Source organism: Fuscovulum blasticum DSM 2131 (genome assembly GCF_003034965.1).
GTDB classification, from domain to species: Bacteria; Pseudomonadota; Alphaproteobacteria; order Rhodobacterales; family Rhodobacteraceae; genus Pseudogemmobacter; species Pseudogemmobacter blasticus.
This window is the reverse complement of sequence record NZ_PZKE01000004.1, coordinates 186325-206763: the sequence shown is the minus strand read 5'-3', so window position 1 is coordinate 206763 and position 20439 is coordinate 186325. Positions and strand designations below refer to the sequence as shown.

Here is a 20439-nt window from a genome sequence, read left to right as displayed (position 1 = left end):
CCCGCCCCTCAGCCCTTCACCCGCAGCCCCTTCGGGTCATGCAGCGGCTCCAGGCTGACGGTCGCCGGCACCCGTTCGCTCGCAACCTCCAGCTCATAGTCGCCGGACAGGACGAAGTAGTCGCTCACCCCCCCGGCCTGGCGCACATAGCCCAGGCCGATGGCCCGGTCGACCGTATGGCCATAGCCGCCGGATGACAGCCAGCCCACCCTTTCGCCGTTGCGATAGATGGTTTCGCGCCCCAGCAGCACCACATCGGGCGAGGCGGTGAAGGTTGCCAGCCGCTTCTTCACGCCCCCCGCAAGCTGCGCCTCAACCGCCGCCCGGCCAATGAAATCGACGTTCGATTTCATCTTGCAGGCCCAGGCCAGCCCAGCCTCGACCGGGGTGTGATCCGGCCCGATGTCCGATCCCCAGGCGCGATACCCCTTTTCCAGCCGCAGCGTTTCAATCGCGCGATAGCCCGCATTCACCAGCCCCAGCCCGGCCCCGGCGCCCATCAGCGCCTCATAGACCGTCACCGCCACCTCGGTAGGCATGTGCAGCTCCCAGCCCAATTCGCCCACATAGGTCACCCGCAGCGCCAGCACCGGGCAGCCGGCGACCGAGATCGCCTTCGCCGTGCCGAAGCGGAACCCGTCATTCGACAGGTCATCCGGGCAGACGCGGCCCAGAATCTCGCGCGCCTTCGGCCCCATCAGCGACAGCACCGCCCCGCCCGAGGTGACATCGACCAACTGGCAGTTGCCCTGCAAGTTACGGGAAATCCAGTCGAAATCATGGGTGGCAAAGCCGGTGCCGGTGACGATGTAGAATTCATCCGCCGCGCGCCGCACCACCGTCAGATCACATTCGATGCCCCCCTTGCGGTTCAGCATCTGGGTATAGGTCAGGCTGCCGATAGCCCGGTCCACATTGCCCGCGGCAATACGGTTCAGCGCCGCCGCCGCGTCCGGCCCCTTCAGTGTGAACTTGGCGAAGGAGGTCTGGTCGATCAGCACCGCGGCCGAACGCGCCGCCTGATGTTCGCGCCGCACCGCCCCCCACCAGCCGGGCCGCTGATAGGAATAGCGGTCCACCGGCTGTTCCCCGCCGGCCAGATCGGCAAACCAATTGGGCCGTTCCCACCCCAGCTTTTCGCCGAAACAGGCCCCGGCGGCCTGCAGATGGGCGTAAAGCGGTGACCGGCGCGTCGGCCGGCAGGACCGCATTTCCTCGGACGGCCAGGCAATGGTGTAATGCTTGCCATAGGCCTCCATCGTGCGGTTGCGCACCCAGTCCACCGACCGATGCACCCCGCCGAACCGGCGAATGTCCACCGGCCACAGGTCGAACGGCGGCTCGCCCTTGGCCACCCATTCCGCCAGCGCCATCCCCGCCCCGCCGCCCGAGGCGATGCCAAAGGCGTTGAACCCGGCCCCGACGTAGAAGTTCCGCAATTCCGGCGCCTCGCCCAGAATGAAGTTGCCATCGGGGGTGAAACTCTCTGGCCCGTTCAGCAACTGCTTCACGCCCGCCCCGGCAAGGGCCGGAACCCGGGCGATGGCATTCTCCATGAACTGTTCGTAATGGTCCCAGTCCGGCGTCAGGGTTTCAAAGTGGAACCCCTCGGGAATACCCTTTACCGCCCAGGGCTTGGGGTTCGGCTCATAGCCACCCCAGACCAGCCCGCCGACCTCTTCCTTCCAGTAGGTCAGCCGGTCGGGGTCGCGCAGCGTGGGCAGGCCGGGGGTGACACCCTCGATCCGCTCGGTGATCATGTACTGGTGTTCCACGCTGACCAGCGGCACGTTCACCCCCACCGTGGCCGCCAGATCGCGCGTCCATTGGCCGGCGCAGACCACCACCTTTTCGCATTCGATGATGCCGAAGGGGGTTTCCACCCCGCGAATACGGCCATCCTCGACGATCACCCGCGTCACCGGCGTATCCTCGAAGATCTTCACCCCCGCCATCCGGGCACCGCGCGCCAGCGATTGCGTGATGTCGGACGGGTTCGCCTGCCCGTCGGTCGGCAGATAGGCCGCGCCGACCACATCGTCGATGGTCATCAGCGGCCACAGCTCCTGCGCCTCCTTCGGGGTCAGCAGGTGCATTTCCAGCCCGAAGGAATGCGCCGTAGTGGCCTGCCGCTTCACCTCGGTCCAGCGTTCGGCGTTGCAGGCCAGCCGCAGCCCGCCGTTCATCTTCCACCCGGTCTGCAAGCCGGTTTCCTGTTCCAGCGTGCGGTACAGCGCCACCGAATGGCCCAGCAACTGGGTGATGTTGGCGGATGTGCGCAACTGCCCCACCAGCCCCGCCGCGTGGAAGGTGGTGCCGCTGGTCAGCTTCTTGCGCTCCAGCAGCACAGTGTCGGTCCAGCCCAGCTTGCCCAGATGATAGGCGACCGAGCATCCGACGATGCCGCCGCCGATGACAACCGCCTTGGCGGTGGAAGGAAGGTCAGCCATGGCTCTCCTCGAAGGCGGCCAGCGCCGCGCGATAGGTGGTCAGGTTGGTGGCCGTGTAGGCCGCGAAATCGAAGTCCAGTTCGGAGTGTATTTCCGAAACCATGCTCCATAGCGTCTCACGCAGGGCGCTGGCCGCCTTCATGGCCCGGTAGCGCCGCCACAGCGCGGCATCGGGCACCCGCCCGAAATAGGCCTGCAACATCCAGTCCTCATCCCCGGCGGTCAGCCCGTTGTTGGCCGCCAGCCCGCCCAGATCGAAAAGGGGGGAGTTGAAGCCGGCATAGTCCCAGTCGATCAGCCAGAGGCGTTGCCCGTCATGCAGGAAATTCGCCGGCAGCAGGTCATTATGCCCGAAGATCAGGTCAATCGGCCCCACGGCCGCCTCCAGCCGGGCGGCATCGTCCAGCAGGCCGGGCAGCAGCGGCGCATGGCGGCTGTTGCCGTCATGCAAGGTGCCGGCATAGTCGCGCAGCACATGGAACACCCAGAACACCAGCGCCGGCCCGCGCAGGAAACGGGGCACCTCGCGATGCGCCCGCGCCACCAGCGCCAGCGCCTGTTCCAGCATCGGGCGCTGTTGCAGGTCTTCCGCCGCCAGAGTGCGGCCTTCCACGAAATCAATCACCAGCGCGCCGGGTTCGTGATGCAGCACCGCCGGCGACACGCCCGCCGCAAACGCCGCCTTCGACGCGGCCAGTTCGTTGAACCGCATGATCTGATGCACCGGAATGTCATCCCCGATCCGAACCACGGCGCGGCGGGTGGCATCGGTCACCACGAAATTGCGGTTGGTGATGCCGCCCCCCAGCGGTTCCACCGTCACCGGCCCGGCCCAGCAGGACAGGCCGCGCACCTTGTCTTCTGCCCTCATGCCCTTCCCCCTTGCGCAGCACGCCGCGTCAGGTGCCGGAGTTTTTGAAAACTCCGGGGCGGAGCCTTCAAAGGCTCCGGCACGATTTCTTGCAAGAAATCGTCCGCGCAGACCGCAATCATGCCCCGCCCTCCAGCCGCTCCCGCGCGCCTTTGGCGGCGGCCCCGATCAGCCGGTCGGCGATAATGGCGATGGCCGCCACCGACAGGCCCGCCACCAGCCCGCGGCCCACATCGGCCTTGGTCAGCGCGATATAGACCTCTTGCCCCAGGTCGCGGGTGCCGACCAGCGCGGTGATGACCAGCATCGACAGGGCCAGAAGGATGGTCTGGTTCAGCCCCAGCAGCATCATCGGCACCGCCATCGGCAGCCGGATCTTGCGCAGGATCTGGCCACGCGTGGCCCCGCTGACGATACCGGCCTCGATCAGCTCTTCCGGGACCGACCGCAGCCCATGCGCCGTGTAGCGCACCGCCGGCACCAGCGCGTAGAGCACCACCGCGATCATGGCGCTGAAATCGCCCACCCGGAACAGCATCACCACCGGGATCAGATAGACGAAGCTCGGCAGCGTCTGCAGCGTGTCGATCACCGCACCGATGACCTTGCCCGCCGTCTCGCCCGAGGCGGCCCAGATGCCCAGCGGCACGCCGATGCACATGGCGATCAGCACTGACACGCCGCAAAGATACAGCGTGATCATCGCCTGTTCCCACAGGCCGGTGGCCGCCAGGAACAGCCCCAACGCCCCGGTCAGCGCGGCCAGACGCCAGCCCCCAAGTGCCCAGCCGGCCAGCGCCACCGTGCCCAGGACAAAGGGCCAGGGCAGGGCCAGCAGGAAATCCTTGACCGGGATCAGCAGGTTGACCAGCGTCCAGTTCCGCAGCGCCTCAAGCTGGTCATAGTAATTGACGTTGATCCACTGCATCAGGTCGGCCCAGAACCCCTTGGTCGTGACCGTCCACTCCTTCGGCCAGTCCTGCACCGCCGGGATCAGGTAGCCCGCCGCCGCACTGATCAGGGTCACCGCCAGCACCAGAACGGTGCGCGGATGCCGCCGCAGCCAGTTGCCCTTGGCGCCGCGCCCGCCGCCCGCGCGGGTGGCCAGTGCCTGACCCAGGCGGTCCAGCACCACCGCCAGCGCGGTGATCGCCAGCCCCGCTTCGATGCCGCCGCCGATGTTCAGCCGCCGCAGGCTTTCCAGCACATCCGCGCCCAGCCCCCCGGCCCCGATCATGGACGCGATGATCACCATGTTCAGGCTCAGCATGATCACCTGGTTGACGCCGACCATCAGGTCCGGCAGGGCCACCGGCAGCATCACCTTGCGCATCCGCTGGCCCGGCGTGCAGCCGGCCATATTCGCGAAATCGACAATCTCGGGCGGCACCCCGCGCAGCGCGACCAGCGTCACCCGCACCATCGGCGGCATCGCATAGATCACCGTGGCCAGCAGCGCCGCCACAGGGCCAAAGCCGAACAGCACCAGCACCGGCACCAGATAGGCAAAGGTCGGCACCGTCTGCATCAGGTCCAGCACGGGGGACAGCACCCGCTCGAACGGGCGCCAGTGCAGCGCGGCAATGCCAAGGCCAAGGCCGCCCGCCACGCCCAGGGGCACCGCGATCACGATCGAGGCCAGCGTGATCATCGCGCTGTCCCACTGGCCGAAGACGGCCAGATACAGCATCAGCGCCCCGGCGATCAGGCCCAGCCAGATGTCGCGCGCATAGTGCCCCAGCGCCACGGCCGCAACCGTGACCGCCACCCAGGACAGCGGCGGAACAATGGTGGTGGCCCGCCGCCCGCGCCCCTCGGTGATGCCCTCCACCAAAAGCACCCGCGCCGCCTCATACGGGGCCTCGATCAACCGGGCGAAGCCACGCGTCAGATCCTTCACCGTGACCGGCCCGATGGCGGCGCTGTCGGTCAGCCAGGCCATGCCGGCGCTGATCCAGCGCGCCAGCGGCAGGTGCATGGCCTGCGGCGGCCAAAGCCAGCCGTCCGGCACCGCAACGGCCCGCGCCAGCACCAGCGCCACCACGGCCAGCCCGGCCCATATCAGCGGCCAGGTCTTCATCCGCCCCGCCCGATCAGCACGTCGATCACCGCCTGCGGGGTGACATGGCCGATCACCGCGCCTTCGCGTTCCACCGCGAAGGGGCGGCCGGCGGTCACCACCTGCTCGGCCACGGCTTCCACCCGCGCCTCGGCGGGCAGGGTGCCGGCCACATCGGCGGGCACGCCCGGCACCGCAATGCGCCCCAGCGTGATCACCTTTGCGCGGCTGACATGGGCGGTGAAGGCGCGGACGTAATCATCCGCCGGGGCCAGCACCAGTTCCTCGGGGCTGGCCACCTGCACCACCGCGCCATCCTTCATGATGGCAATGTGATCGGCCAGGCGGATCGCCTCGTCGAAATCATGGGTGATGAAGACGATGGTCTTCTTCAACTGCTTCTGGATGCGCAGGAATTCCTCCTGCATCTCGCGCCGGATCAGCGGGTCCAGCGCGCTGAAGGGTTCGTCCAGGAACCACAGGTCAGGCTCGACCGCCAGCGACCGGGCGATGCCAACCCGCTGCTGCTGGCCGCCCGACAATTGCCGGGGATAATGCCCCTCGCGGCCCTGCAACCCCACCAGCGCGATCACCTCGCGCGCCCGCGCCTCGCGCGCCGGGCGGGCCATGCCCTGCACCTCCAGCGGGAAGGCCACGTTTTCCAGCACGGTCAGATGCGGCAGCAGGGCGAAATGCTGGAACACCATACCCATGTGATGCCGCCGGATCTCGATCATCCGGGCCGGGCTGGCCTTCAGCAGGTCTTCGCCGTCATACAGGATTTCCCCCGCCGTCGGTTCGATCAGCCGCGACAGGCAGCGCACCAGCGTCGATTTCCCCGACCCGGACAGCCCCATGATGACGAAGATCTCGCCCTCGCCGATGTTCAGGCTGACATCGCGGACAGCGCCGACATGGCCCGACGCCCGGATCTCGTCAAGCGAGGGGCTCTTGCCAACCAAGCGTTCGGGATGCGGGCCGTACAGCTTCCACACATGGCGGCAAGCCAGTTTGACAGGTCGGGTCATCTCGGGTCCGGTCCGGGCACAGGGGCGGGGCGGCCGTCACGGGCGCCCCGCCGCAAGGATCACAGGGTCATTTGGCGATCCAGGCCGACCAGGTGGCCTCATTCGCGTCCATCCATTCGTTGACCACATCCTCGACCGTCTGGCCGTCCAGATCGACCTTGGCGATCATCGCCCCCATCGCATCATTCTCGATGTGGAAGGCGCGGATGGCCTTGTCGGCGCCCGGCCATTTCTCGGGCAGACCCGCCCAACCCACCTTCCAGATCGGGCCGAAGGGCTTGCCGCAATCATGCGTGGCGGTCGGGTTCGACCCCCAGGCGGGATCGGTATAGCAGGCGGCCTCATAGGGCGGGAATTCCACCCATTCGCCTTCATATTTCTGCGGCGCCCAATGCGGGGCATAAACCCACAGAAGAATGGGATCCTTGCGCTGATACGCCGATTCCAGTTCGGCGAACATCGCCGCATCGGTGCCGGCGTGGATCACCTCATAGTTCAGCCCCAGCGCTGCGATCCGTTCCTCATCGAATCCGCCCCAGGTGACCGGGCCACCCAGATAACGGCCCTTGGCGCCGGTTTCAGCGGTGGCGAAGGCCGCGGCACAGTCGTTCAGCGCCTTCCAGTCAGGCAGGCCGGGGCACTTTTCCTTCATGTACAGCGGATACCACCACTCTTCCTTGGCCAGCATCCCGGTTTCGCCCATGTTGACCACGCCCCCCTTGGCCACGGCGGCATCCATCGCCTCGCGCCCGGTGGTTTCCCAGATCTCCATGGCGACATGCAGGTCGCCGGTTTCCAGCCCGGCGAACTGCGCCAGGTAATCGGCCTGCACCAGTTCGACGTTGTAGCCAGCTTCCTCCAGCACGGCGGCCATGATGTTCGTGGTGATCAACTGCCCGGTCCAGTCGTGCAGGGTCAGCTTGATCGGGTCTTCGCTTTCCACTTCGGCCAGGGCCATACCACCAAAAAGGACAAGGGCAGTGGCCGTGGCGGCGGCGCGTGCAAGGCACATCCGGGTCATCTGTATTCCTCTCCTGTTGTCATGTGTCCGCCGCCGGTTTTCCCCGGAGGTCGCTGTGCAAAAGCTGCGGCCGAATCCCCGCACCTGTCAAATCCAATGTTGAAAACTGTGGAGTTATGTTGAAATTTAGTGGATATTCACAAACAGGACTGCCAAGAACCCACCACAATCGCAGGCAAAATGCTGTCTTCCCCGCGCGAACGCGCAATTCTTGGGCTGCTTGAAGAAACCGGCACCGGCCGGGTGGATGATCTGGCCCGCCGGCTGGGCGTCACCGGCGAAACCGTGCGCCGCGCGCTGAAACGGCTTGAAGCCGCGGGACGGGTTGCCCGTGTGCATGGCGGCGCGCATCTCAAGGACTGGGGGACGGAACCCAGCTTCGGCCAGCGGATGCAGGTGAACCCCGGCGCCAAGCGCCGGATCGCCGAAGCCGTGGCGCGGATGCTGCCTGACGGGGCGTCGGTCTTTCTCGATGTCGGCTCGACCACCGCCTATGTCGCACAGGCGCTGCGGGTGCGGCGCGAACTGCTGGTCGTGACCAATTCGCTGCCGGTTGCGCAGGCGCTGGCCGGGGTGAACGGCAACCGCGTTTTCATGGCGGGGGGCGAATTGCGCGCCCATGACGGCGGGGCCTTCGGCGCCGAGGCGCTGGATTTCCTGCGCCAGTTCCGCGTGGGCCATGCCATCCTGTCGGTTGCGGCTGTCAACGCCACCAGCGGCTTCCTGTTGCAGGATCTGCGCGAGGCCGAGTTCAGCCGGACCATGATCGGCCAGGCCGATCAGGTGATCGTGGCAGCAGACGCCTCGAAATTCGGTCACGGCGCCCCGATCGCCGTTGCCCCGCCGGGGCGGTTTCACCACCTTGTCACCGATGCCCCGCCCGACGCGGCCCTGGCCCGATTTCTGGCAGACAACGGCCTGCGCGTGACGGTCGCCTGAGACGGTTCAGAAGGGAACCGGGGCGCTGAACGTCACCCGGTCCTGCGTGGCGGGGTGATGCAGCGACAGGGTTTCGGCATGTAGCATCAGCCGGGGCGCGTCACGCGCCGGGCCTTCCGCATAGATCGGGTCGCCCAGAATAGGGTGCCCCAGCGCCAGCATATGCACCCGCAACTGATGGCTGCGCCCGGTATGGGGCGTCAGCCGGACCCGCGTTTCGCCGGGGCTGCGGCCGATCACCTGCCAGTCGGTCTGCGCCGGGCGGCCATGTTCATGGCTGACCATCTGCCGCGGCCGGTTCGGCCAGTCGGCGCAAAGCGGCAGGTCGATATGGCCGCTGTCGCCCGGCACCTCACCCCAGACCCGCGCGACATAGGTCTTCTGCGCGCGGCGCTGTTCGAATTCCTGCCCCAGAAAACCCTGCGCCGCTTTGGTGCGGGCAAAGATCATCACGCCCGAAGTGTCACAATCCAGCCGGTGCACCAGCAGCGCATCCCACCGCGCCGCCTGCAGCCGCGACAGCAGGCAATCCTGCCGCCCCTCCAGCTTGCCCGGCACCGACAAAAGGCCCGCCGGCTTGTCCAGCACCAGAATGTGCCGGTCCTCATGCAGGATCGTCAGCGGCACATCGGGCGGGGCATAGACGAAATCGGGGATCATGCGATCTGGTGGCCCGCGTCGCGCAGCCGCTGCGCCAGATGGCGGATATGGGCCGGCCCCACCTCGCAGCAGCCGCCCACGATGGTGGCCCCCATCCCGACCCAGGACATGGCGAAATCGGCGTATTTCTCGGGCGTCAGGTCATGGCGGCCGCAATAGGCCGGCGGCGCCTGCGTTTCCGGCAGCGGCAGGCCGGTGATCTCGGAGAACCCGTTGGCATAGGCACCGAACGGCAGGCCCAGCGGTTTCAGCGCCGCCATCGCGGCGACCATCGCCTCGGGCATGGAGCAGTTTGCCAGAACCGCTGCGGTCGGGGCCTCGGCAATCACCTCCGCCAGATCCGCCACCGCCTCGCCCGAGCGCAGGCGTGATCCGTCGCGGTCATCGACCGAGACCGACAGCCAGACCGGCCGCCCCGCCACCTGCGCGCCGCGCAGCGCGCCCCGGGCCAGATCAAGCGAAGAGATCGTCTCGATCAGGATCACATCGACATGCGCGGCCAGAATCCGCGCCTTTTCGGCATAAAGCGCCGCCGATTCCGCGACCGGCGGGGTCAGGTCGGGGCGGTAGCTTTCGCCAAGCGGCCCCATCGACCCGGCGATGATCCCCCGCCCGGCCTGCGCACGGGCTTCATGCGCCTCGGCCAGCGCGCGCAGATGCAGCGCGTGATACAGCGCATCCAGCCCGTCGCGTTGCAGGCGGTCATGCAGGATGTTGTAGGTGTTGGTCGTGGCCACGCTGGCCCCGGCGGCGAAGTAATCGTCGTGGATCGCCTTCACCAGCCCGGGGTGATCAATCATCACGCGCGTCGCCCACAGCGGCCCCGGATCGCGCGTTGCCCGCGCCACCAGTTCCTGCCCCATGCCGCCATCCAGAAGGGTGATCGTCGCCATCGCTCTCTCCTTGTCCTTGTGGCAGGTAGCGCCCCGTGCGGCCCAAGATCAAGAAGCTGATTTGACCCCGACCCTATGCCAAGGCAGGGTGGCCGTCAGAGGTGCGCCCATGGATTACGAAACGGTTCCCGCCGCCACGTTCGGCCATTCGCTGACGGCAGTCAGTGTCAACCTGCTGTGCCGCGATGTGCCGGCCGAAGCGGCATTCCTGACCACGGTCTTCGGTCTGACCGCGCATCGCGTCAGCCGCGATTTCGCAATCCTTCTGCATGCCGGTCAGCCGCTGCAACTGCATGGCGACGGAACCTATGCCAGCCATCCGCTGCTTGCCCTGTTGCCCGAATCCGGCCCGCTTGGCGCCGGTCTGGAAATCCGTCTGCACGAGGCAGACCCGGACCTTGCCGCCGCGCGGGCCGGGGCGGCAGGCGGCATTGTCCTGCAGGCACCGCGCGACAAGCCCGCCCATGGCCTGCGCGAGGCGGTGATCCTGTCACCCTCGGGCTATGCCTTCGTCCCGTCGCGCCGGATCTGAGCGGCCTTGTCCCCCGGCTGCCGCAGCACCGGCGCCCGCGCAAGCCGCGGCCCCAGAAAGACGGGCGCCAGCGCCACCAGCACCAGACCGAAGGCCAGCAGCCACAACGCCCCGGCCGCTAGGCTAGCCGGATAGTAGATTTCGGGCCAGGTCGAGGCGGCGAAGCGGATCAGCGCTGCCAGCGGGATCAGCGCATAGGCCACCGCCACCGGCCACGGCGCCACCAGCGGCCGGCCCGTCAGGCCCAATGTCAGCCTTGTCAGGATGGAGATCGTGATCCCGCCGATGCCGCCGATGCCAATCAGGTGCAGCGCCGCCAGTTCGTCGCCCACCCCGACCGCCGCCATACCAAAGGCCACCAGCCCCAGACCGTTCAGCAGGAACGCCATGTGCAGCGTCCAGAGGATCGGCCGTGACCACGCCCACCAGCCGCGCCAGAACAGCAGCCGCACCAGCGCCGCCCCGCCCGCCATCAGCGCCAGTGCGGCAATCGCCCCGGCCGGCGCCCCCGCCAGAACCGCCGGCACCAGCGCCAGCCCCGGCGCGATGGACAGCACCGCCAGGGCGGCTGGGTTCTGCGGATGGCCCTGCTCTTGCCCGGCCTGCATCATAGCATTGCGGGTGAAGCCCGGCACCAGCCGCCCGCCAATGATCAGCAGCATCGCGGAATGGGCCAGCAGCGCGCCGCGCACACCCCGGCTGGCGCCATCGGTCAGCAGGCCAAACCCCTCCAGATGGAAACTCAGGTTCGAAGTCCAGACCAGCGCAACAATCGCCAGCAGCAGCGCCTGTTGCAGCTTGGGCCGCGCCACCAGTTGCAGCGCGATCTTGGTCGCCAGCACCGGCAGATAGGACAGATCCGCCAGCGCCACCAGCGTGGCCGGCAGCAGGGCCGCATTCCACACGGCCACCCGCCCCAGCAGCCACAGCCCGAACACCACCGCTATAAAGCGACGCGGCAGGCCCGAAGGCCCCGTCAACCCCGAGGCCGAGGTCAGCAGGAACCCCCCCAGCGTCGCCCCGGCATAGCCGATGATCATCTCATGCCCGTGCCACAGGTTCGCCGGCCACGCCATAGGCAGGTCCAGCCCCCCGCCCTGCGCCTGCGCGGCCAGCCAGACCTCCCACACCAGCATGGCCAGCAGCGCGAACAGACAGCCCGCCAGAAAGAAGACGCGATAGCCTTCCGAGAACAGCCGCTTCACCACACCCATGCGCCCAAAGTCCCCCGCACCAGACCGGCGCAATATCCCTGCCGCCGGCGCGCTGGCAAGGCGCCGTCCTGTCGCGTCAGGCACCAAGAGCCTGATAGGCACCGTTCCAATAGACCAGCGCCCCCGCCCCTTCGGTCGTGCGCATCGCCCGCACCCGACCGATCACGATGGAATGCGTCGCGCGGTCGATCACCTCTTCCAGGCTGCAATCAAAGGCCGAAGGCGCGCCTTTCAGAAGCCGCGCCCCGGTCACCGCGGTTTCCCATTCGGCCCCTTCATAACGCGCGGCCCCCCGCACCCCCGCCACGCCGGAAAACCGTTCGGCCACCGGCTGATGCGCCGCCCCCAGCGATGAAACGCCAAAACAGCCGAATTCCACCAGCAGGGGGTGCGGCGACGCCTTCCGGTTCACGCAGACCAGCAGAAGCGGCGGCTCGACCGAAAGCGAGATCGCCGAAGTGACCACCAACCCCGAGGCGCGCTCGCCCTCGCCCACGGTGATGATGCTGCAATTGCCGACCAGCCCCCGCATCCCCAGACGGAAATCCTGCGGCGTCACTTCTGCGTCGGCGGGAACGGGGTTGGTCATGGCGGTTCCTTCGGCAGCCCTGCGGCCTGTCCCTGCGGGGCAAGGCCTTCCGGTTGCGAGATAGGCCATGTTCCCCCCGGTTTCCATGACAGACGTGTCGCAGCGCGGTTGCGTCGCTGTCGCGCCCCGGTTGCGCTGCCCGCATCAGCCCCGCAGCAGCAGGCCCAGATGATGCACCAGCAGGTCCAGCCCCGCCTCTGTGGTCAGGATGCCAGGCGACAGCCGCAGCGTCTGGCCACGGGTGTCGGCGGTCACCCCGGCCTCGCGCAGCGCGGCCAGAACCTGCGGCGCGGGGCGGCTGTCGGGCAGGCGCAGCATCACCGACCCGCCGCGCCGCGCCTCGGGCCGCGGGGTCAGCACCGGCAGCCCCAGCGCGTCGGCCATCTCGATCAGCCCTGCTGTCAGCCGGCGGTTCTGCGCCAGTATCCGCGCATGATCCTGGCCCGCGTGCCAGTCCAGCGCCGGCAGAGAGGCCAGCGCCGCCACGCAGCCCGGCGTGCCATTGTCAAAGCGGCGGATGTCGGGCGCGTATTCGAAGCGGGTGATGTCCCAGTTGAACGGGTTGTCCTGGCTGAACCAGCCCGCCACCTCGGGCCGGCAGTGGCCAATCAGCCGCGGCGCCAGATACAGCACACCTGCCCCCGGCGTGCCGCACATCCATTTCAGGCTGGTGGACAGCGCGAAATCCACCTCGGGCGCGGCCACATCAAACGGCAAGAGCCCCGCGCCCTGCGTGATGTCAACGCCCACCAGCGACCCCATCCGCCGCCCCTGCGCCACCAGCGCCTGAAGGTCAATCCGCGCCGAGGTGGTCGAGGACACCCATGTCAGCAGCGCCAAACCAACATCCGGCGTCCAGGCCTCGATGAAATCCTCATCCTCGACATGGGCTGCCCCCTGCCGGAAGGACACCGTCTTCAGCGTGAACCCCAGCCGCGGCGCCAGCGATTGCAGCAGGAAATGGTTTGACGGAAAACAGTCCGCCCCCACCAGCACGCTGCGCCCGCGCAGATGGCCTTCGGGCAGCGCCGCCAACAGCGCATGAAAGCCCGAGGTGACGTTCTCGCATGTCGTCACGCTGCCCGGCGGGGCGTTGAGGATCGCGCGCCAGCGGTCAATGAACCGCTGCCGACGCGGCAGAACCCAGCCCCATTGCACATCATCAGCCCGCCCCCAGACAGCGGCGAAATCCGACAGTGCGGCCGCCAGATCGGCACTCTTGCCCGGATACATGCCGATCGAGTGGTAAAGGAAATAGGCGCCGTCCATCGGTTTCTCCCTGCTTGCGCCTTGCTGCCATGCCGGGGCAGCCATGGGCAAGGCGTTCCGTGCCGCGCATCGCGGCAAACCGGCGCCCGGCCAGCAACAGGCCCGTCGCGCAGGCATATCGCCCCTTCGCCGGATCGCCGCACGCCCGGGCCTGACCGCACGGTCTGAACCGCAGCGGCTTCCTGCATGGGCCAACACCTCGCATCCGGTGGCCGGACGCGCCTTGGCAGGGCCGACTTGGCCCGCCCCCCTCTGGCGCACAACAGCGCAACCGGCGCGCCGCAACCGGCGGCTGATCCCCGACCTGCCCTGCGATTGCCAGATGGGCCGCCGCGCCCATGCCCCTCAGGCCCGCCCCGCCGTCTGGTTCACCCGCCTTCTGGCCTTGACCATACCCCCTGCCCCTGCCCATCTGGTCGCGGCGGCAAAGGGGTGCCGCGCGCTGCAAGGGCCGCCTGATGATCTACCACCGCGACATCCGTATCGAGTTCAACCACTGCGACCCGGCCGGGATCGTCTTCTATCCGCGCTATCTCGAGATGACGAACTCGGTCTGCGAAAACTTCTTCCGCGAGGTGGCGGGCTATCCCTATGCCGAGATGATGGCGGCGCATCAAGGCACCCCCACCGTGCGGGCCGAGGTCAGCTATCACGCCCCGACGCGGCTGGGAGAGGTGATCGACTGGCGCCTGTCCGTCACGCGGCTGGGCACCAGTTCAATCGGACTGCGGAACGAGGCGCATTGCGTCGGCCTGCTGCGCGTCACCGTCGACCTGACGCTGGTCTTTGTCGGCGGCGGCCTGGATGGCGACCTGCGCCCGCAACCCTGGCCGCCAGCGGTGCGTGACAGGATTGCCGCCTTCGCGGGCGCCGACTGATCCCTATCGCAGCGGCCGTCTGCCGGGCAGCGATGGCCGATGCCTCCTTCCAGAACGCCAGACAGGCCCGCAACAGTCCGGTCAATGTTGCCCTGCCAACCGCTCTGCCGCTACGCGTCAAGGCACTGGCCCCCTGATGCCGGGGCATCGTCGGCGAAAACCATACATTCAACCAGACAGAACGCCGGTCAAAGCCATCGGGACAGGCCTTGCAAGGCGCTGCGGAGCGTGGCCAGCCGCGCGGGCGCTGTGGGCCACGGGATCAGAAATCCTCCCAACCGCCCCCCGCATCGGTCCCGGTCCGTGGCAAGGGAACCGGCCGGAACTCCTCGGGCCGGGCGGGCGGGGGCGACGCGGCAGAGGTCAGGTTCACGGCATAGGGAACCGCAGCCATGGCAGGGCGCGGCATCCCCGTCGCCGCCACCTCGGGCAGGCGGAACCGCGACAGGCTTTCCGTCAGGCGGGCGGCGTCCTGATGCAGCACTTCGCTCGAGGTGGTCGATTGCACGACCACCGCCGCGTTGCGCTGTGTCACCTCGTCAAGCTGTTTCACGCCGGTGTTGATCTCGGACAGTCCCAGCGACTGTTCGCGCGCCGAATTTGCGATGTCCGCGATCATGGTGGTGACAGAACGTATCCGCTCGATCATCACGCCAAGGGCCGAGCCGGTGGCGTTCACCAGTGTGCTGCCGGCCTCGACCTGCTCGGTCGACTGGCTGATCAGCCGCTTGATCTCCTTGGCCGAGTCCGAGGCGCGCTGCGCCAGCGACCGCACCTCGCTGGCCACCACAGCAAAGCCCTTGCCGGCCTCGCCCGCGCGGGCGGCCTCAACCCCGGCGTTCAGCGCCAGAAGGTTGGTCTGGAAGGCGATGTCGTCGATCACATCGGTGATGCGGGTGATCTGGCGCGAGGATTGTTCGATCTGCTCCATTGCCGAAATCGCCCGCCGAACAACCTGCCCGCCCTCTTCGGCCTGGCGGCCGTTCTCGGCCATGGCGCTGTCCACCTCGGCCGCGTTCTGCGCCGTCGACTGGACCGAGGCGGTCAGTTCGTCCAGTGCCGCCGCCGTTTCCTCCAGCGTGGCGGCCTGCGTCTCGGTCCGGTTCGACATGTCTTGTGCGATACCGTTGAACTCGGTCGCGCCGGCGTCGATCGACCGGGCGATCTGCTGCACCATCAGCAGGGTTTCGGACAGGGTGTCGACCACGGCGTTGAAGTTGCAGCGCACCTCTTCGTATCGGGCCGGGAACGGCGCTTCGGGCGGGCTGGCGATGCTGGCGGTCAGGTCAAGACCGGCCAGCCGCGACAGGCCCAGCGACAGATCGCCCACCACCCGCGCCTGTTCGGCCTCGGCCTCGCGCGCCAGCCGGGACAGCGCCGCCGCTTCCGCCGTCGCCTCGCGCCAGGCCTCAAAGCCACGGGCGAAGGTTCCGATCTCATCGCGCCGGTTCAGCGCGGGCACCTCGACCGTGGTGTCACCGGCGGAGATCCGGCCCATCACGGCGGACAAGCCCGACAGCGGCCGCAGCAAGGCCCGGTTCACCAGAAACAGCACCAGCGCCCCCAGGACCGAGACAACCGCCACACCGATCACGATCTCACGCTGGGTAGCACCCAGCACATCGGCAAGCGCCGATTGCGGGACAAAGTTGCCCAGGCTACCGATCACACGCCCATCCGGCGCCTTGACCGGTCGCAGGTTCAGCAAATGGGGCTGGCCAAGGATTTCAGCCTCACCCAGATAGGGTTCGCCCCGCAGCAGGGCCGCCCGCGCCGGATGATCGGCCCCCAGTTGCGTGCCATCCATCCGCTGCCCGTCGGCATCGCGCAGGCTGGTCGAGGCGCGGATGAAATCATTGCGCGCCGCGTCCCACCGCAGGATCGTCAGTTCCGTGCCGGTGATCGCGTGCAACTGATCAACGATCCGGTCATCGGGATGTTCGGGTATGGCCGGCCAGATGACATTCACCACCTGTCCCTGCGCATCCACCGAATAGGTCAGGTCGGGATAGACATCCTGCACCAGTTCCGCCGAAACCCGCGCCGCGGTTTGCATCGTGTCGGACAATGACCTTTGTTCGAATTCCCGCAGACTGTGGTCGGCGATGACAAAGCCGACCCCCCCGACAATCAGGAAGAACAGGACGGAAAGGCCGGTCAGGCGCGACACGAGACCCAGAGAGCGCAGGCGGTTCATCTTCTTCCCCGGAATGGCAGGCGGTTCACCGGCAGGTTCACGGCAAAAGGTGCAGATTCGGTTATCGCCTTTTCGCCGCCCTCCGGGCGTGGTTTCCTGCGCACCAGCCCTGAACCCTGGTGCCGCCCATGACCGTGATCCCCGAGCTTCAATTGCGTGACCCCGAGGCCGGGCGGCGCCTGCTGTGCGGCACCTTCGGCTTTGTCGAGGCCGGTCAGGGACGGTTGATCTTTCATGACCAGCAGATCGTGCTGTCGCGTGGCACCCCCGAAGGTCATGGCGCCATCGACCATCTGGCGCTGGCCGTCCCCGATCTTGACGCCGCCGCCCGCGACGCGCTTGCCCGGGGCGCGCAGGTCGACCTCGCCATCACGCCCGACGGCCCGCAGACCATTGCCGAATTCTGGGGTGGTGTGCGCTATCTGTTCCTGCAGGGCCCCGAAGGCGCACGGATCGAGTTGATCGAGCGCCGGGCCACCCCGGTCGGGCCGGGGCATGACCATATCGGTCTGCCCTGCGCCGATCTTGCCGCAACGCTGGACTTCTTCACCGAGCTTGGGGCGCGGCCGGCGGCTTCGGTCCAGCTGCAACGCCCCGAGGGGGTGACCGAGGTGCGTTTCCTGACCCTTGGCCGCAGTATGTTGGAACTGTACCAGCCGCCCGTGCCGCCCGCACCCGCACCACAGGGCCTGTGGCGGCGGTTGCTGATCGCTGGTGCTGCGGCGCGAACCGGCCCCGGCGGCCTGAGCGTGGCCCCTGTCGAGGCCGGCTTTCCAGCCTGAGGCAAGAACGGTATACGAAGGTATGCGAACAACCCTGACCGAGATCTACGAAACCCGCATCGCCGAGGGCAGCCTGCGCCCCGATCCGGGCCAGTATGCCGTTCTGCCGCTGCTGGAAGACCTGCGCGCCTGGCTTGAGGCGAACCCGACCCGCAAGGTCGGCCTGTTCGCCGGGTTGTTCGCCAAGCCGGTTACCCCGCCCAAGGGGCTGTATCTCTGGGGCGGCGTCGGGCGCGGCAAGTCGATGCTGATGGACCTGTTCTTTCAGGCCACCGACATCGGCCAGAAACGCCGGGTGCATTTCCACGCCTTCATGCAGGAAATCCATCGCGGTATGCACGCGGCGCGCAAGACCGGCATCGAAGACCCGCTGGAGCCGGTGGCCGAAGCGGTGATCCGCGATGCCCGCCTTCTGGCCTTTGACGAGATGCAGATCACCGACATCACCGATGCGATGATCGTCGGGCGCCTGTTCGAAAAGCTGCTGGCCGCCGGTGTGGTGATCGTCACCACCTCGAACCGCCCGCCCGAGGGCCTGTATCACAACGGTCTGAACCGGGCGCTGTTCCTGCCCTTCATCGCCATGCTGCGCGACCGCCTGCATATCGTCGAACTGGAAAGCCCCACCGATTACCGCCAGCACCGGCTGGCGGGGGCGCAGGTCTATTTCCACCCCGCGGGCGCCTCGCAAGGCAAGATCAGGGAAATCTGGCAGGATCTGACCGGGTGCGCCAAGGGCGAACCGCTTGTCTTGCCGGTGAACGGGCGGGAAACGGTGGTGCCGCATTTTGCCTCGGGCGTTGGTCGCGCAGGGTTCTGGGAATTGTGCGGCCGCCCCCTGGGCCCGGCCGACTATCTGGCCATTGCCGGGGCCTGCCGGGTGCTGATCCTGGAAGACATCCCGCATCTGGGCAGCTCGAACTACAACGAAGCCAAACGGTTCGTCACCCTGATCGACGCGCTGTATGAGGCGAAGGTGCTGCTGATATGCTCTGCCGCCGATGTGCCAGAGCGACTGTATACCGAAGGCGAAGGCGCGTTCGAATTCGAACGCACCGCCAGCCGGCTGCGCGAAATGCAGGGGGCCGACTGGGGGGCGACGGCTCAGCTTTCGTGAATATGCCGGTGGCTGTGGGTATGCGGGTGGCTGTGTACCTGCGCCGCACGCAGCCGCCCCTGGCCCAGAACCATGGCCCGCGTCGCGATGTCGGCGACGAAACCGTCATCATGTGACACCAGGATCATCGCCCCGGCAAAACCCAGCAGCGCCTCGCGCAGGCGCTGACCGTTGGCCAGATCCACCCCGTTGGTCGGCTCATCCAGCAACAGCACCTCGGGCTGCATCGCCAGCAACCCGGCCAGACAGACCAGCCGCTTTTCCCCACCGGAAAGCCGGTGGGTGAAGCGGTCCGCCAGATGGCCCAGTTCCAGCCGGTCCAGCGCCGCCTGTGCGGCCGCCCGCGCCGCTGCGGGCGGCGCGCCAAGGTTCAGCGGGCCGAAGGCCACATCCTCGATCACGCTGGGGCAGAACAACTGGTCATCGCTGTCCTGAAACAGAAAGCCGATCCGGCGCCGGGCCTTGCGGAAATCGGCCTCGGTCCGGCAGTCGGCTCCGAACAGCGCCACCTGGCCACGCGCGGGCGGTTCAAGCCCCACCAGCGCGCGCAAGAGCGTGGTCTTGCCCGCCCCGTTCGGCCCGACGATGGCCAGCCGCTCGCCCGGCCCCAGCCGCAGCGTGGCGCCATCCAGCACCGCGCGCCCGTCGCGCAGCACCTGCACCTCCTCGATCACCACAGGTGCGGTCATGCCATGTCCCATGCCAGCAACGCCGCCGCCCCGGCCAGCAGCAGGAGGCCAGCCAGCCAGTCCCGCCCCGCCGGCCGTGCCGGTGTTTCCGCCAGAAACCGCCCGGCATAGCCGCGCATCCGCATCGCTTCCTCCACCCGGTCGGCCCGCTGCATGGCCCGCAGCAGCATCATGCCCAGAAGGTGGCCATAGCTGCGCCAGGTGTGGCGGTTCGATCCGGGACGGAACGACCGCATCCGCATCGCATCCTGCAGGCGCTGCATCTCGGCCCGGATCAGGGCCAGATAGCGCACGACACCCAGAAAGATGCGCACCAGCGGCTCGGGCAGGCGCAGCGCCCGCAGTGCGGCCCCCACCCGCTCGGGCTCGGTCGCGGCAAAGACCAGCGTCACCAGCAGGACCGACGCCGCAACCTTGGCCGCCACCACCCCGGCGCGTTCCAGCCCCTCATGGCTGGCCACCAGCGGCCCGATCCGCAGCAGCGGCGTTCCCGGCAGGGTGAAGGGCAACGTGACCAGCAGCAGCACAAGGAACGCCTCAAGGTGCCACAGCCGCCGCCAAGGCAGCGGCTGGCGCTGTACAGCGAACAGCGCCAGCACGGCCGCCAAAGCCGCCGCCGCCGGTCCCTGACGCGACAAGGGCGCAATCAGCACCAGCGCGCCGAACCCGGCCAGCATCCGCAGCCGCAGATCGCCCGGCAGCATCATCCGCGCCGGCCACGCGCCCAAAGCGCCATACCCGCCAGCCCCAGGATCAGGAAGACGCCCGACAGCACGTCGGTCAGCCGCATCCGCGCATCCATCTGCTCGATCCGCTCCATCAGCGGGGCCACCTGCGCCGCAACCGCCGCCTCGACTTCGGCGCGGGTCAACGCCGCCCCGGTCCCGTCCGGCATCGCCGCCGGTTCGGTCACAGCCGACCCCGGCATCGGCGCGCCGCCAAAGCGTTCGGGCTTCAGCGTGGTGCTGGCAACGTGCCCCTCACCCGTGTTCACCGTCACCACGACATCAGCCGTCACCGTGGCGGGGGCGGGAAAGCCAAAGCTGCCCCTGGCATCGGTCTGCCCCTTGGCAATCGTCTCTGCCCCCATCTGCGCAAGCCAGTCCACGCCCTGCGGACGGCCACCGCCGATGAAAAAGCCATAGCCGCTGACCTGCCCCCCCTCGACCTTGGCAAACACCCGCAGGCTGTGCGCCGCCGCAGGCCCTGCCAGCAGCAGCGCGCAAAGCAGGATCAGGAACCGCCGCAAGA

The 20439-nt window shown here is 68.0% G+C and carries 19 protein-coding genes; 5 read left to right on the top strand and 14 right to left on the bottom strand.

Features of this window, described 5'->3' with window-relative positions; genetic code table 11:
- Window positions 1-8: 8 nt before the first annotated feature.
- The 5 genes from C5F44_RS06140 to C5F44_RS06120 all read right to left on the bottom strand — a co-directional run bounded on the left by C5F44_RS06140 (window position 9) and on the right by C5F44_RS06120 (window position 7429).
- A complete protein-coding gene (locus tag C5F44_RS06140) occupies window positions 9-2450 on the bottom strand; it encodes a GcvT family protein (RefSeq protein WP_107672626.1) in 2442 nt (813 codons plus the stop codon).
- Window positions 2443-3321 (bottom strand): phosphotransferase, encoded by an 879-nt coding sequence (locus C5F44_RS06135; RefSeq protein ID WP_107672625.1) that lies wholly within the window; start codon window positions 3319-3321, stop codon window positions 2443-2445. The genes C5F44_RS06140 and C5F44_RS06135 overlap by 8 nt, the downstream gene beginning before the upstream one ends.
- Before the next feature lie 118 nt (window positions 3322-3439).
- Complete coding sequence (locus C5F44_RS06130; protein ID WP_107672624.1) at window positions 3440-5401, bottom strand: ABC transporter permease; 1962 nt, start codon at window positions 5399-5401, stop codon at window positions 3440-3442.
- Complete coding sequence (locus C5F44_RS06125; RefSeq protein ID WP_107672623.1) at window positions 5398-6408, bottom strand: quaternary amine ABC transporter ATP-binding protein; 1011 nt, start codon at window positions 6406-6408, stop codon at window positions 5398-5400. Before C5F44_RS06125 ends, C5F44_RS06130 begins: the two co-directional genes overlap by 4 nt.
- Before the next feature lie 67 nt (window positions 6409-6475).
- A complete protein-coding gene (locus tag C5F44_RS06120; RefSeq protein WP_228156725.1) occupies window positions 6476-7429 on the bottom strand; it encodes an ABC transporter substrate-binding protein in 954 nt (317 codons plus the stop codon).
- A gap of 180 nt (window positions 7430-7609) precedes the next feature.
- Here C5F44_RS06120 and C5F44_RS06115 point away from each other — a divergent pair, with 180 nt between their 5' ends.
- The gene (locus C5F44_RS06115) at window positions 7610-8368 is read left to right on the top strand and encodes a DeoR/GlpR family DNA-binding transcription regulator (protein WP_107672622.1); all 759 of its coding nucleotides are present in this window, start codon (window positions 7610-7612) and stop codon (window positions 8366-8368) included.
- A 6-nt stretch (window positions 8369-8374) separates the two neighbouring features.
- On the opposite strand, the gene C5F44_RS06110 is transcribed toward C5F44_RS06115, so the two are convergent.
- Together C5F44_RS06110 and C5F44_RS06105 are read right to left on the bottom strand one after the other, a co-directional pair.
- The gene (locus C5F44_RS06110; protein WP_107672621.1) at window positions 8375-9028 is read right to left on the bottom strand and encodes an RluA family pseudouridine synthase; all 654 of its coding nucleotides are present in this window, start codon (window positions 9026-9028) and stop codon (window positions 8375-8377) included.
- Window positions 9025-9921: a homocysteine S-methyltransferase family protein gene (locus tag C5F44_RS06105; RefSeq protein WP_107672620.1), complete on the bottom strand. Its 897-nt coding sequence runs from the start codon at window positions 9919-9921 to the stop codon at window positions 9025-9027. The genes C5F44_RS06110 and C5F44_RS06105 overlap by 4 nt, the downstream gene beginning before the upstream one ends.
- A gap of 109 nt (window positions 9922-10030) precedes the next feature.
- Here C5F44_RS06105 and C5F44_RS06100 point away from each other — a divergent pair, with 109 nt between their 5' ends.
- Window positions 10031-10453, top strand: coding sequence for a VOC family protein (locus C5F44_RS06100; RefSeq protein WP_107672619.1), 423 nt, complete (start codon window positions 10031-10033; stop codon window positions 10451-10453).
- On the opposite strand, the gene C5F44_RS06095 is transcribed toward C5F44_RS06100, so the two are convergent.
- The 3 genes from C5F44_RS06095 to C5F44_RS06085 form a co-directional block, all read right to left on the bottom strand.
- The gene (locus C5F44_RS06095) at window positions 10423-11667 is read right to left on the bottom strand and encodes an NnrS family protein (protein WP_107672618.1); all 1245 of its coding nucleotides are present in this window, start codon (window positions 11665-11667) and stop codon (window positions 10423-10425) included. The genes C5F44_RS06100 and C5F44_RS06095 overlap by 31 nt on opposite strands.
- 76 nt (window positions 11668-11743) lie before the next feature.
- Window positions 11744-12256 (bottom strand): flavin reductase family protein, encoded by a 513-nt coding sequence (locus C5F44_RS06090; protein ID WP_107672617.1) that lies wholly within the window; start codon window positions 12254-12256, stop codon window positions 11744-11746.
- A gap of 144 nt (window positions 12257-12400) precedes the next feature.
- Complete coding sequence (locus C5F44_RS06085) at window positions 12401-13525, bottom strand: aminotransferase class V-fold PLP-dependent enzyme (protein ID WP_107672616.1); 1125 nt, start codon at window positions 13523-13525, stop codon at window positions 12401-12403.
- Window positions 13526-13983: 458 nt separating this feature from the next.
- Between C5F44_RS06085 and C5F44_RS06080 the strand changes: the two genes are divergently transcribed.
- Window positions 13984-14403, top strand: a complete 420-nt coding sequence (locus C5F44_RS06080) for an acyl-CoA thioesterase (RefSeq protein ID WP_107672615.1) — start codon at window positions 13984-13986, stop codon at window positions 14401-14403.
- Window positions 14404-14665: 262 nt separating this feature from the next.
- On the opposite strand, the gene C5F44_RS06075 is transcribed toward C5F44_RS06080, so the two are convergent.
- The gene (locus C5F44_RS06075; RefSeq protein WP_107672614.1) at window positions 14666-16600 is read right to left on the bottom strand and encodes a methyl-accepting chemotaxis protein; all 1935 of its coding nucleotides are present in this window, start codon (window positions 16598-16600) and stop codon (window positions 14666-14668) included.
- Between the two features lie 128 nt (window positions 16601-16728).
- Between C5F44_RS06075 and C5F44_RS06070 the strand changes: the two genes are divergently transcribed.
- Together C5F44_RS06070 and zapE are read left to right on the top strand one after the other, a co-directional pair.
- Window positions 16729-17382 (top strand): VOC family protein, encoded by a 654-nt coding sequence (locus C5F44_RS06070; protein ID WP_107672613.1) that lies wholly within the window; start codon window positions 16729-16731, stop codon window positions 17380-17382.
- A gap of 22 nt (window positions 17383-17404) precedes the next feature.
- Window positions 17405-18499 carry a cell division protein ZapE gene (gene zapE, locus C5F44_RS06065; RefSeq protein ID WP_107672612.1) on the top strand — a complete coding sequence of 365 codons (1095 nt, stop codon included), beginning with the start codon at window positions 17405-17407 and terminating at the stop codon, window positions 18497-18499.
- Here the strand turns inward: zapE and C5F44_RS06060 are convergent.
- From C5F44_RS06060 to C5F44_RS06050, 3 genes are read right to left on the bottom strand one after another with little or no spacing between them, the layout of a single operon-like run.
- A complete protein-coding gene (locus tag C5F44_RS06060) occupies window positions 18487-19188 on the bottom strand; it encodes an energy-coupling factor ABC transporter ATP-binding protein (RefSeq protein WP_107672611.1) in 702 nt (233 codons plus the stop codon). The two genes, zapE and C5F44_RS06060, sit on opposite strands and share 13 nt — an antisense overlap.
- Window positions 19185-19895 carry a cobalt ECF transporter T component CbiQ gene (cbiQ, locus tag C5F44_RS06055; RefSeq protein WP_107672703.1) on the bottom strand — a complete coding sequence of 237 codons (711 nt, stop codon included), beginning with the start codon at window positions 19893-19895 and terminating at the stop codon, window positions 19185-19187. Before cbiQ ends, C5F44_RS06060 begins: the two co-directional genes overlap by 4 nt.
- Window positions 19892-20437: a cobalamin biosynthesis protein CbiL gene (locus C5F44_RS06050; protein WP_181318201.1), complete on the bottom strand. Its 546-nt coding sequence runs from the start codon at window positions 20435-20437 to the stop codon at window positions 19892-19894. The genes cbiQ and C5F44_RS06050 overlap by 4 nt, the downstream gene beginning before the upstream one ends.
- Window positions 20438-20439 lie beyond the last annotated feature (2 nt).

What these genes read in the sequence shown, in the direction of transcription:
- C5F44_RS06070 (WP_107672613.1), top strand. Translation starts at nt 16,729, where the DNA reads ATGACCGTGATCCCCGAGCTTCAATTGCGTGACCCCGAGGCCGGGCGG.
- C5F44_RS06090 (WP_107672617.1), bottom strand. Translation starts at nt 12,256, where the DNA reads ATGACCAACCCCGTTCCCGCCGACGCAGAAGTGACGCCGCAGGATTTC.
- C5F44_RS06095 (WP_107672618.1), bottom strand. Translation starts at nt 11,667, where the DNA reads ATGGGTGTGGTGAAGCGGCTGTTCTCGGAAGGCTATCGCGTCTTCTTT.
- C5F44_RS06130 (WP_107672624.1), bottom strand. Translation starts at nt 5,401, where the DNA reads ATGAAGACCTGGCCGCTGATATGGGCCGGGCTGGCCGTGGTGGCGCTG.
- C5F44_RS06060 (WP_107672611.1), bottom strand. Translation starts at nt 19,188, where the DNA reads ATGACCGCACCTGTGGTGATCGAGGAGGTGCAGGTGCTGCGCGACGGG.
- C5F44_RS06085 (WP_107672616.1), bottom strand. Translation starts at nt 13,525, where the DNA reads ATGGACGGCGCCTATTTCCTTTACCACTCGATCGGCATGTATCCGGGC.
- C5F44_RS06105 (WP_107672620.1), bottom strand. Translation starts at nt 9,921, where the DNA reads ATGGCGACGATCACCCTTCTGGATGGCGGCATGGGGCAGGAACTGGTG.
- C5F44_RS06080 (WP_107672615.1), top strand. Translation starts at nt 13,984, where the DNA reads ATGATCTACCACCGCGACATCCGTATCGAGTTCAACCACTGCGACCCG.
- C5F44_RS06125 (WP_107672623.1), bottom strand. Translation starts at nt 6,408, where the DNA reads ATGACCCGACCTGTCAAACTGGCTTGCCGCCATGTGTGGAAGCTGTAC.
- C5F44_RS06115 (WP_107672622.1), top strand. Translation starts at nt 7,610, where the DNA reads ATGCTGTCTTCCCCGCGCGAACGCGCAATTCTTGGGCTGCTTGAAGAA.
- cbiQ (WP_107672703.1), bottom strand. Translation starts at nt 19,895, where the DNA reads ATGATGCTGCCGGGCGATCTGCGGCTGCGGATGCTGGCCGGGTTCGGC.
- C5F44_RS06100 (WP_107672619.1), top strand. Translation starts at nt 10,031, where the DNA reads ATGGATTACGAAACGGTTCCCGCCGCCACGTTCGGCCATTCGCTGACG.
- C5F44_RS06140 (WP_107672626.1), bottom strand. Translation starts at nt 2,450, where the DNA reads ATGGCTGACCTTCCTTCCACCGCCAAGGCGGTTGTCATCGGCGGCGGC.
- C5F44_RS06110 (WP_107672621.1), bottom strand. Translation starts at nt 9,028, where the DNA reads ATGATCCCCGATTTCGTCTATGCCCCGCCCGATGTGCCGCTGACGATC.
- C5F44_RS06135 (WP_107672625.1), bottom strand. Translation starts at nt 3,321, where the DNA reads ATGAGGGCAGAAGACAAGGTGCGCGGCCTGTCCTGCTGGGCCGGGCCG.
- C5F44_RS06075 (WP_107672614.1), bottom strand. Translation starts at nt 16,600, where the DNA reads ATGAACCGCCTGCGCTCTCTGGGTCTCGTGTCGCGCCTGACCGGCCTT.
- C5F44_RS06120 (WP_228156725.1), bottom strand. Translation starts at nt 7,429, where the DNA reads ATGACCCGGATGTGCCTTGCACGCGCCGCCGCCACGGCCACTGCCCTT.
- zapE (WP_107672612.1), top strand. Translation starts at nt 17,405, where the DNA reads ATGCGAACAACCCTGACCGAGATCTACGAAACCCGCATCGCCGAGGGC.